This window comes from Rhodohalobacter mucosus (assembly GCF_003150675.1).
Taxonomy (GTDB): domain Bacteria; phylum Bacteroidota; class Rhodothermia; order Balneolales; family Balneolaceae; genus Rhodohalobacter; species Rhodohalobacter mucosus.
In genome coordinates this window covers 168,402-179,505 of the sequence record NZ_QGGB01000007.1, presented here as the reverse complement: position 1 = coordinate 179,505, position 11,104 = coordinate 168,402, and the positions used below count along the sequence as shown (strand labels likewise).

The window sequence follows — 11,104 nt, the reverse complement described above, 5'->3', positions numbered from 1 at the left end:
CTAGTGACGAAAATTTAATCATTTAACCATCCCGATTCACCCTAACTTCATTTGTAATGGACGTATTTTCAGCTGCTCCGCATCATGACATTTTTCTGCTTGTTTTGCAGGTTGCTATCTTACTTTTTGTTGCCCGGGCACTCGGAGAGATAGCCACACGGCTTGGTCAGCCCTCTGTAATCGGTGAAATTCTGGCTGGTATACTGCTTGGGCCATCCCTCTTATCCGGCCTCTTCCCGGTTGTGAACGAGCTCGTTATCCCCCAAACAGAGGTACAGGGCTATCTTTTGGAGGTCATATCGCTTTTGGGCGCCATGTTTCTCCTGCTTATCACGGGCCTTGAAACCGATATTCAGTTGATTAAACGTCACGCCAAAACAGCCATTGGGGTCTCATTCGGGGGTATTACGGTTACCTTTATTACCGGATTCTTTTTGGGCCAGAATCTTCCCGACTTTCTGCTTGCCGATTCGAATGAACGGTTGGTTTTCTCTCTCTTTGTAGCTACAGCAATGGCAATCTCAGCCATACCCGTTATTGCAAAGGTTTTGATGGATATGAACCTGATGCGTCGGGACATTGGTCAAACCATTCTGGCTGCCGGTATGAGCGACGACACCATTGGCTGGATTATGCTCTCAACAGTTGCCGGTATCGCAGCCGGCGATGCCGTAACTACCGGTACTGTGCTTACTACGGTCGGGAGCGTGCTGGCCTTTCTGATACTCAGCTTCACTATTGGCCGGTGGATGGTGAGAAAGCTGCTCACATATGTTCAGGATGAAATTATCAGTTCTGACAGGCTCCTGTCGCTGGTCATCATACTTGCATTTCTGTGGGGTGCCATTACCCAGCTATTAAATCTTGAAGCCATCCTGGGTGCTTTTGTGATGGGAATTATCTTCGGCATGATGCCGCGGCTTCCGGAAGATGTTATCCACAAACTGGAAAGCCTTGCTCTTGGTATTTTTGCCCCGGTCTTTTTTGCGGTTGCGGGTTTAAAGGTCAATATTATCAATCTTTTTGATACAACTTTGATCCTGATAACCCTGGTGGTGATCGGCATTGCTACCATCGGAAAGGTGGTGGGCACATATTTTGGTGCGCGTGTAATCGGCGGGAAGGATCACTGGACCTCACTCAGTTTCGGGGCAGGATTAAATGCACGCGGAGCCATGGAAATTATTATTGCCACGATCGGCCTCCGGCTGGGTATTTTGTCCCAGGATATGTTTTCTATCATTGTGGTGATGGCCATTGCCACCTCACTGATGGCACCCGTTGCCCTTCGATACGTTCTGAAACGCGTTGAAATAGGAGAAGAAGAAAAAGAGAGGCTGAAGAAAGAAGAGCTTGAATCAGAAAGCATGGTAGCCGACATCCACCGCGTGCTGCTTCCGGTACGGTCGCGTAAAATGGATGCCGACATGCAGAACGAGATACAGACAACCGAAGCCAAACTACTTGAGCTGATTGGCAAGGAAACCGATTTATCGCTTACCTTGATTTCCGTGGTTGAGGAAGGAAATAAATCACAGTGCGAAAAATATCTGAACCAGCTTGCCTCCGGGTTCAATATCAAAGAGGTGTTGAAGAAAGTCGTTGTGAGCGACAAACCGGGTGATGTGATCCTGGATGAATCCAAAAAGGATTATGACCTGATAATTTTGGGTGCTACCGAACAGAGCGATGACAGCAATCACCTTTTCAGCCCCATTGTCGATTTCATAACGCGCTTTGCACCCTGCCCCACCATGATTGTAAAAGCCGGCAGCATACCCGAATCATGGTCCCCACAAAGGATTCTTGTTCCTACAAATGGGAGTAAAGCATCCAAAAATGCTGCTGAACTTGCATTTTTCATTGCCAGACCGGACAGATCGAAAGAGGTGCTCGCTCTTAATGTGATCATGAATGATGCCAGCCCGAATCATTATCTCAAGAAACAGCAGGTTCAGAACAAGAATCTGTTTGCACACGAAATGGTAAATGAACTAAAGGAGCTGGGCACCGCATTTGGAGTATCTACGGAAGCTATGGTTCGTTGGGGTGACGCACCGGAAGAGGTAATCAGGGAAGTTGCAGAAAGCAACATGATGGATCTCATTATTATCGGGACGAATATCCGGCCGGGTTCAAGCAGACTCTACCTGGGTCCACGTGTTGAAAACATTATTCAGATGTCTGACTGCCCCGTAATTGTATTCAACACATAGTTTTTTAGAGAAAAGCCAACTAAATTTCTTTTTTCGGAACGGAATTGTTTCTGGTTGATTTGAAAAGGTCAAGCGATTAATATAAACCGAACCAACGCCGGTTATTCAGAATTGATATCGATAGCACGCTGGATGTGTACGGCTTAACCTAACTGAAGCAGCCATTTTACTCAATAAAAAGAGACTCAAAAAAGAGCTGAACCTATTCGATGTGTACGCGATCAGCACCGGGGCTATGTTTAGCTCAGGGTTTTTTCTACTCCCCGGCCTTGCTAGCGCCCAGGCGGGGCCCTCTGTAGTATTGGCCTATTTGATTGGCGGTATCATGGTATTACCTGCCATGCTCAGCGCAGCTGAACTCTCTACCGCCATGCCCAGAGCCGGAGGGCCATACTACTTTCTCGACCGAAGTCTGGGACCCATGGTGGGCACGGTTGGCGGGCTTGGCACCTGGATGGCGCTTATTTTTAAAAGTGCATTTGCCCTGGTGGGAATGGGGGCTTACCTCGCCATATTCTACGAGATTCCGATCAAACCCGTAGCTGTTGCGTTCACGCTTTTTTTTACCGCTTTAAACATCTTCGGCGTCAAGAAAACATCCGGGCTGCAGGGCATACTTGTTGTTACTCTGGTCTCCATACTGATTTTTTTCGTGATTGCCGGACTGGCAGAAATATTCAGCCTTGGATTTTATGATACTGTGGAAAACCAGTTCAAGCCCTTCACCCCCTTTGGATTTGAGGGGTTAATAGGCACAGTTGGGCTTGTCTTCGTCTCCTATGCAGGTCTGACCCAGGTTGCCAGTGTTTCGGAGGAGGTACAGAATCCCGACCGTAATATTCCGCTGGGAATGATCCTCTCTCTCATAACGGCCACCGTTGTTTATGTGGTTGGGGTTTTCATTATGGTCGCTGTTTTAAACCCCGACAGCCTAAGAGAAGATCTTACTCCCGTAGCAACTGCCGCCGGCCAATTTCTCGACTGGATGCCATTTCAGGCGGGAATCATACTTATTGTAATTGCAGCTATCGCCGCTTTTGCATCAACCGGAAATGCAGGAATTATGTCGGCTGCACGATATCCGTTTGCAATGGCCAGAGACAATCTGCTTTGGAAAGATCTGTCCGCAATAGGCAGGCACAGTACACCAACCATTGCAATTCTGGTAACATCATCGGTAATGATCTTTTTTATCCTGGTTCTGAATGTGGAGGATATTGCCAAACTTGCCAGCGCCTTTATGCTGTTGATATTCGGCCTGCTGAACCTGGCCGTTATTATCATGAGGGAAAGCCGTATTGAAGAGTACGACCCCGGTTTCAAATCTCCTCTCTATCCCTGGACTCAGGTTGCAGGCATCTTAATCAGTATATGGCTGATTGCCGAGATGGGCGTGCTTTCGGTACTTTTCACTCTTGGATTGATTATAGCATGCATTGCATACTTCCACTACTATGCTTCAAAAAAAGTGAAACGCTCTGGAGCCATTTTCCATGTTCATGCCCGTTTGGGTAAAATGCAGTATGAAGAGCTGGAATGGGAGATGAGGGGTATTCTCCGCGAAAAAGGACTCAGAAAAGAAGATCCATACGAAAGAGCTGTCGGCAGATCTATCGTGATTGAGCTTCAGGAAGCTGAGCAGATTGAAGAGATAACCGAGCGAGTATCAGAACGACTCGCAGATCGTGTTGGCCTGCCCACGAATACCCTGGTTGAACTTTTTCATGATGAATCATCAGAGGGCGTGCTTCCCGTCGGCAATAATACAGGCCTTAAGCACATTCGCATAGATTCCGGTACTGATACGGAAATCGTACTGGTCAGAGTAAAAGAGGGAATCAGAATAGATAATGAGAATGTTGTAAATGTAGCAGATACCGAAGAGAGTGATGACGATGTGCTCCACGCACTGATCTATCTTGTAAGCTCCAATAAGAAATCTGGACAGCATCTCAGGATACTTGCTCACCTGGCAGAAATGATAGACAGCGTTGATTTCTGTTCCCGCTGGAATGATGCAAAAGATGAAGCTGAACTGCGTGAAATCCTTCTCAGGGATGAGAGGTTTATAAACCTGACGATCTACTCAAAAGGCAACACAAGTGAACTTATTCACAAAAAAGTTAAAGATCTCGTGTTGCCCGGAGAAAGTCTGATCACCATAATCAAACGCAGCGGGCAAATCATATTTCCGCATGGTAATACGGTTCTTAGAGAAGATGACGAGCTGTCCATTATTGGTGAAAAGGACGACATCGAGGAACTTAAGAAACAGTATCTGAAAAGCTGACATACCTTTTGCAATGTATTCCCGCGCAACTCTTTTTGAATGGGAAAATATATTTTACATTTTCAGTAGCTGCATCCGTTTCGTTTCGTTCACGCATTTTACCAGATGAATGTTTCTGATCTCATCTCCTGGCTGAAAAACCAATTGACCATACTTAATTGGCTGCCGGGTTACACTAAAAAAGATTTTTCCGCAGATCTTAAATCGGGTATCACCGTTGGGGTGATTGAAGTTCCCCAGGTTATGGCTTACGCGGTTATTGCAGGGCTCTCTCCGATATATGGCCTGTACGGGTCTCTCATACCGCTCCTTGTATATCCACTGTTCGGAACTTCCCGCCATCTGGCCCTGGGTATTGTAGCTACTGATATGATCATTATCGCTTCCGGAGCTTCTCTGATAGCTGAACCCGGGTCAGATGCCTACGTCTCTGTCGTGTTGCTGCTTACCCTTCTTGTTGGCATCGTGCATGTAACATTTTCACTCTTGCGCATGGGGTTTTTGGTGAATTTGCTTTCAAAACCTGTCATATATGGATTTATGGCTGCTGCACCTATCATCATCGGTTTCAGTCAGCTGGGCAACCTGATGGGGTTGGAATTTGAGCGATCACAATATGTTACAGTTCTGTTTTTACAGCTGCTCGATCAGATTGAACTGATCAATCTTACCGCATTTGGAATTGGTTTTTCAGGCATTTTGCTCCTTTTGATACTGAAAAAAATCAACCCCCTGTTTCCAAGGGCACTTCTGCTGCTTGCATCAGGCGGACTTGCAGTGTGGTATTTCAATCTGGACAAAAATCAGGTAGATGTAATTGGTATTATTCCTTCAGGTCTTCCGTCATTTCGCATTCATGAGTTCACGCTTGAAGATGTTCGACGTCTGATTCCAACCGTTACCACACTGGTGCTTATACAGCTGATGTCTGTGATTTCACTCGGTAAATCATTCGGCAACAAGTATAAGTATCCGATTAGTGCTAACAGAGAGTTTTTTGCGCTGGGAATGGCAAATATGGTCGGCAGTTTTTTTCAGAGCCCACCCATTTCGGCAAGTTTTACCAGAACGGCTGTAAGTGATCAGGCCGGTACCAAAAGCTCCCTTTCAAATGTTGTTTGTGCTGCTGTCATTGCGCTTACACTCCTGTTCCTAACACCGCTCTTCTATTTTATTCCCGTACCCGCTCTCGCTGCAATTATTATAATGGCTTCTCTTTCACTGATCAGTATCAGTGAGTTGAGATATTTTTTCAAAACCAAACCCGATGATGCATATATAGCTGTCTTTACGTTTTTCAGCATTATATTTATCGGCATTCAGGAAGGGATACTGATGGGTATTGGAGCTTCTCTTTTTATGATGCTGTATCGGACAAGCCGGCCCAATTTGGCTGTACTTGGCCACATAAAAGGCACCCGGACGTTCAGGGATATGAACCGAAACGAAAACGCAGAACCCGTTGATGAGCTTCTGATTCTTCGTTTTGATTCATCACTGGCCTTCAACAATGCAGACTACATAAAAGATTTTATACTGCAGCAGAGCGGTGAGCGAAGCAAACAGATTCGTGCTGTAATCATCGATGGAAAAAGCATTAATGATATGGATACGACCGCAATTGACGCACTCCGGTCTGTTACACGAACCCTGGAGGACTGGCAGATAGAGCTGCATTTTGCAGGCTTAAAGACACCTGTGCAGGTCCTGTTAACCCGATCGGGTCTCGCACGGGAGCTTGGGGGTACCCACTTTCACAGAAGTCCCCATGCAGCTGTTACCTACCTGTTGAAAAAACTGGATCAGTCAGACAGCGACAGCTCTGATGACGAATCCGGCAGTGAAAAATCAGAGAGCAGATTGGATGCGTACCTGAATCGTATGGATTGAATGGGCTTTCACAGCGGGGGCTCAGATGGTATTGTTTAAAATAAAAAAAGCCTTTCAGAGTTCTGAAAGGCTTTTTAATCAGGTTTACAGGAAGATCGAGCAGCGCTTATGCAGACTCTTTTCCTTTAAAGGCGTCAAATACCATTTTAAGATCCTGTGCAACCTCTTCGCGTGTACGGCCTTCAATGCGGTGCCGCGGAACCATCGCTTTAATCTCACCATCTACGAAATAAGCAAATGAAGGTGAGGATGGAGGGTACTCACTGAAATATTCTCTTGCACGTGCCGTTGCTTCCTTATCCTGGCCGGCAAAGACAGTAACCAAATGGTCCGGTTTGATTTCAGACTGCTCCAGTGCTATGGCGGCACCGGGTCGTGCATTGCCTGCTGCACAGCCGCACACTGAATTGATCACCATTAACATGGTTCCATTGTTGTATTCTTTCATGGCCCGGTCAACATCCTCGGGAGTTTTAAGTTCCTCAATGCCAAGGTCGGTGAGTTCTTTTCTCATCCAGGACGTGTCGGGGCCTACACCAAATCCAAATTGCATATTATGTGTTGATTAAAATTAGATTGTTATCTTTAATTCGGGCTTAAGATATGAAAAATTCATCATTTTTTGGAGCCTGTGATTCGGTTTCCGGTTCTGTCATTTTTCAATTTCAAAGCAATAAATAACCACATATGATTCGCAGAAAATTCAATTTTAATGTTTTTGCTTTATTTTTTTTGCTGTCTGCATCACTGATTTTTTTTGCAGCATGTGGAAGTACAAGCACCATTACCCCTCCGGAGACATCGGATACTCCTGTAATTGACGGCAGCCTGTCCGACTGGGACACGGGCGAGACACTCATCATGCCTGAAGAGGGCATTAACTACTACGCGAGGTATGATGAACAGAATCTGTATCTCTTCATTGAAATTACCAGCCCGTTCAGGGATCGCACAATCAGGCAGTCGGGGTTGATTGTGTATCTGAGCGATAATGAAGAGGAGCGAAATAAAACCGGAGTGGGTTATCCATCGGGTTCTTTTAATCTGCTGCGCGAAAATCCTGCGGTGTTTAATGATTTTCTCACAGAGTCGGATTGGTTTTCGAAGCCTGCGAACCTGGACATGCTGGAAAATCTTGAAGAACAGATATTCGACAGAATTCTGATTGTGGAAAGACCGGATGGAAGAAATCCGGAATACGCGTTTGTAGATCAGACCCGGATTGAAGTGGATGGCATGCAAATTGCGGCTGATAATCGAAGCAGGTATATCTCACTGGAGTTGAAAATCCCCAGAAACGGTGACTCCATTTATGGATTCAACGGTAATGACGTTTGGCTTGGGCTGGCTGTTGAAACCCCCTCCTTCAGAATAAATACCGATAGCGACTACAGCCCAACGATGGATCGGCAGCGCGGCATTTATGGCAATCAAAGACAGCGGCAGCCGAGAAGACAGGATATAAGCCGGAGTCTTGGGGAATTTGAAAAATGGGTAAGACTGGATCTGCGTTAGACCGATTGCAAAAAAAATGCCACCGCGCAGTTGAAGCGGGTGGCATTTATAGTACATCATTTATCTGCACGCTAGTGCAGAATGTCAGGTCACCTTATTTGGCGTCTGCATAGTTTTTTGCTACCTGATCCCATTTTACTACGTTCCAGAATGCATCCACATAATCCGGTCTGCGATTCTGATAGTGCAGGTAGTATGCATGTTCCCAGACATCAACACCAAGGATAGGCGTAAGGCCATTCATAAGCGGGCTGTCCTGGTTAGCGGTTGAAAGTACTTTCAAACCGCCGTTTCCATCTACGCAAAGCCATCCCCAACCGGATCCGAATTGTGAGGTAGCAGTACTTTTGAATGTATCCTTAAATTCATCGAAACTGCCGAAAGCCTTGTCTATGGCATCAGCAAGCTCACCTGAAGGTTCACCGCCGCCGTTCGGAGACAATACTGTCCAGAATAATTTGTGGTTGGCATAACCGCCGCCGTTGTTAATTACGGCCTGACGCACTTCCTGAGGCACTTCATTGATCCTTCTAAGCACCTCTTCGACAGGAAGATCGGCAAATTCATGCCCTTCCAAAGCGGCATTCAGCTTATTAGTATACCCCTGATGGTGTTTTCCATGGTGAATCTCCATCGTTCGCGCATCTATGCTCGGCTCAAGAGCATCAAAATCGTAAGGTAAGTCTGGTAGTTTGAAAGACATATCAGTTTTTCCGTTTATTCGTTTTAATTTAAATTTCTGCAACGCTATTGAGAGCAATGCGTTACGTAATTCCATCCTCTATTAAGAAAAACTACTGCGTAAAAAACGTTCCATCAAACTTTTTTAAATTAAACATTACATTTTGTTTGATGAGGGAATGCGTCATCGGTAAATTCAACTCATCAATATTCATAATTCTAAACGGCAAATATGGCTTACGATTACGATGTAATCATTCTCGGCAGTGGCCCTGCCGGTTTCTCTTGTGCAATGCAGAGCACAAAATTCGATAAAAACGTATTAATCGTAGAAGCAGACACAAGCCGTTTGGGCGGTACATGGCTTCATAAAGGAACCGTACCCAGCAAAGCATTGCGTGAAGCGGCCAATCTGATTCAAAAGTTTCATGCTCAATTTGGGGATGAAAAAGGGCGAAAGCCTTACGAAAAGTTTCGGATGGAGGACCTGCTTCTTTACAAAAAAACAATCCTGGAGAGTAAGAACAAGAAAGTAAAACGGGATATCATCAAGAATAAAATTGATACGGCCAGGGGGCGCGGTACTATTCTGGATGAACACACTGTGGAAGTGAGCGACCACCTCAACAAAGTACAGACCTACACAGCCGATCACATCCTCATTTCTACCGGAAGCAGTCCCAAAGAACCAGACAATTTTGAGATCGATCACAAAAACGTATTGGATTATGACTCCATATTGGGGCTTACGCATATTCCCCGGCGGCTGGTGATTGTGGGGAGCGGTGTAATTGCATTTGAGTACGCAACCATATTTGCAGCCCTTGGCACACGCATTACAATTTTAAGTGATACATCAGATATTCTCACTTTTCTTGACAGTGAAATAAAGGATGAACTTGTACATATTCTGAACAAAAGGAATATCCAGATATTCTGGGAATCGGAGGTGAAAAGCGTCAGCAGGAATGCCCTGAGAACATGCATGGAAGTTGCCTTCAAACAAAACGATACAGACCGTATGCAGGTTTCGGAAACCGATCATATCCTCTATGTTGGTGGCAAAAAACCCAATACAGAATCATTGTGGAGCGACAAACTGGATATCGAGGTCGATGAGTTCGGTTATATCTCAGCGGATGACTCACTGAGAACCACGGTACCGTCCATATATGCTGCGGGCGATGTAATTGGAAACCCCTCTTCGGCTGCAGCGTCATTTGTACAGGGGCGTCTGGCTTCCTGCGCAATGTTCGATATGCCGAATGAATCTCCTTCGGGCGACACTCCGTTCGGGATCTATTCTATTCCGGAAATTGCTGCAATCGGGCTCACCGAACAGAAGGCAAAAGAGATGGGAATTGATGTTACGGTAGGAAGAGCCCAATACCAGAATACCACCCAGGCCGACGTAAGTTATGAAACGGAAGGTCTGCTAAAACTGGTCTTCAAGACCGATGACCTCAAACTTATCGGGGTGCATATTATTGGCAGCCAGGCAACAGATCTGATTCACTTGGGTCAGGCGGTTATGTCGAACGAGGGATCCATCAAGTATTTTATCGAGAACGTTCTGAATTATCCAACCTATTCGGAGGCATACCGAATAGCGGCATTTAATGGCGTGAACCGGGTTTACCAGGCAGGTGTTAAGTACAAAAAGATTCTGAACCGGTAAATCCACCAAAAAAGACTACATAGATATTTCAAACCTCTGCCGGCCTAAATTTTCTGCGCCCTAACAATAATTCTCACTCTGTAAGCCCGCAAGTGATGAATAGGTTTTGATGAATGGCCTTCATCTATACGTAGTGAATTGCCTTTGGCAGGCCCTCTGAATCTTTTTCCGGGTTTTCAGGAAGTGTTTTAATTCCCTTCTTTATCGATTGCAAAGCTCCGAGTGCAAGCGCCATTGCATCCACAATGTCGTCCTCTTCCACTTCATTTCTACGATACTCTTCTTTGATATCGCGGAAAAAGTCCGCTGCCACAGGCTCGCGGCCGGTTACCAGGTCAAGCCTGTGCCGTATCCCCTTTTTTGTATTCTTCTTTTGATAAATCATCCCCCCGTTCAACTTCATAAACAGGATTTCAGGATGGCTTTCCAGTACCTTTTCCCGCCAGGATGGATTTTGAATCAGAAGCTGATCCAACAGCCTGATTTTAGGCGTTATGTTCCATGCCTGCAAAGTCAGTTTCTTTTCAGTGAATTCATAACTCTGCATATTGGCTTCAGCATAAGAGGGAGCATGCAGTGCCGGGCGTATGGGCGGGCTGAACACGCTTGAAGCGTATTCCGAACCGAGTTTTTCGCGGAGCAGTCTGTCGCATTCACGCGTATAGTTTTCATCCTCCAAACCGATTGGCATATCAATAAAAACACGCTCGTACTCTTCAAGCGCCTTCTTCAGATCTTCGTCCGTTCTCAATACGTTGTAGGCCGGCTCCTTGTCAAATGTGATCAAAAGCCAACCGGCTTTACAGCCATCTATTCCGGCAGTTTTCAATGGTT

Annotated in this window: 8 protein-coding genes; 5 read left to right on the top strand and 3 right to left on the bottom strand. The window is 45.8% G+C overall.

The window, feature by feature from the left end; translation table 11 throughout:
• The first annotated feature begins 56 nt into the window (after positions 1 to 56).
• From DDZ15_RS10305 to DDZ15_RS10295, 3 genes are all read left to right on the top strand, one after another.
• Positions 57 to 2,216, top strand: a complete 2,160-nt coding sequence (locus DDZ15_RS10305) for a cation:proton antiporter domain-containing protein (protein ID WP_109647008.1) — start codon at positions 57 to 59, stop codon at positions 2,214 to 2,216.
• A gap of 163 nt (positions 2,217 to 2,379) precedes the next feature.
• Positions 2,380 to 4,506: an amino acid permease gene (locus DDZ15_RS10300; RefSeq protein WP_278336128.1), complete on the top strand. Its 2,127-nt coding sequence runs from the start codon at positions 2,380 to 2,382 to the stop codon at positions 4,504 to 4,506.
• 105 nt (positions 4,507 to 4,611) lie between these two features.
• The gene (locus DDZ15_RS10295; protein ID WP_109647006.1) at positions 4,612 to 6,396 is read left to right on the top strand and encodes a SulP family inorganic anion transporter; all 1,785 of its coding nucleotides are present in this window, start codon (positions 4,612 to 4,614) and stop codon (positions 6,394 to 6,396) included.
• A 106-nt stretch (positions 6,397 to 6,502) separates the two neighbouring features.
• Here DDZ15_RS10295 and DDZ15_RS10290 read toward each other — a convergent pair whose 3' ends face one another.
• Complete coding sequence (locus DDZ15_RS10290) at positions 6,503 to 6,949, bottom strand: BrxA/BrxB family bacilliredoxin (RefSeq protein ID WP_109647005.1); 447 nt, start codon at positions 6,947 to 6,949, stop codon at positions 6,503 to 6,505.
• Positions 6,950 to 7,083: 134 nt separating this feature from the next.
• Here DDZ15_RS10290 and DDZ15_RS10285 point away from each other — a divergent pair, with 134 nt between their 5' ends.
• Entirely contained in the window at positions 7,084 to 7,911 is an 828-nt protein-coding gene (locus DDZ15_RS10285; protein WP_109647004.1) for a hypothetical protein, read from the top strand.
• A gap of 94 nt (positions 7,912 to 8,005) precedes the next feature.
• Here the strand turns inward: DDZ15_RS10285 and DDZ15_RS10280 are convergent, their stop codons facing one another.
• On the bottom strand, positions 8,006 to 8,614 hold the full coding sequence (locus DDZ15_RS10280) for a superoxide dismutase (protein WP_109647003.1): 609 nt from the start codon (positions 8,612 to 8,614) through the stop codon (positions 8,006 to 8,008).
• A 210-nt stretch (positions 8,615 to 8,824) separates the two neighbouring features.
• Here DDZ15_RS10280 and sthA point away from each other — a divergent pair, with 210 nt between their 5' ends.
• Positions 8,825 to 10,270 (top strand): Si-specific NAD(P)(+) transhydrogenase, encoded by a 1,446-nt coding sequence (gene sthA, locus DDZ15_RS10275; protein ID WP_109647002.1) that lies wholly within the window; start codon positions 8,825 to 8,827, stop codon positions 10,268 to 10,270.
• A 124-nt stretch (positions 10,271 to 10,394) separates the two neighbouring features.
• On the opposite strand, the gene DDZ15_RS10270 is transcribed toward sthA, so the two are convergent.
• Positions 10,395 to 11,099: a DUF429 domain-containing protein gene (locus DDZ15_RS10270; RefSeq protein ID WP_109647001.1), complete on the bottom strand. Its 705-nt coding sequence runs from the start codon at positions 11,097 to 11,099 to the stop codon at positions 10,395 to 10,397.
• Positions 11,100 to 11,104 lie beyond the last annotated feature (5 nt).

What these genes read in the sequence shown, in the direction of transcription:
- DDZ15_RS10305 (WP_109647008.1), top strand. Translation starts at nt 57, where the DNA reads ATGGACGTATTTTCAGCTGCTCCGCATCATGACATTTTTCTGCTTGTT.
- sthA (WP_109647002.1), top strand. Translation starts at nt 8,825, where the DNA reads ATGGCTTACGATTACGATGTAATCATTCTCGGCAGTGGCCCTGCCGGT.
- DDZ15_RS10290 (WP_109647005.1), bottom strand. Translation starts at nt 6,949, where the DNA reads ATGCAATTTGGATTTGGTGTAGGCCCCGACACGTCCTGGATGAGAAAA.
- DDZ15_RS10295 (WP_109647006.1), top strand. Translation starts at nt 4,612, where the DNA reads ATGAATGTTTCTGATCTCATCTCCTGGCTGAAAAACCAATTGACCATA.
- DDZ15_RS10280 (WP_109647003.1), bottom strand. Translation starts at nt 8,614, where the DNA reads ATGTCTTTCAAACTACCAGACTTACCTTACGATTTTGATGCTCTTGAG.
- DDZ15_RS10285 (WP_109647004.1), top strand. Translation starts at nt 7,084, where the DNA reads ATGATTCGCAGAAAATTCAATTTTAATGTTTTTGCTTTATTTTTTTTG.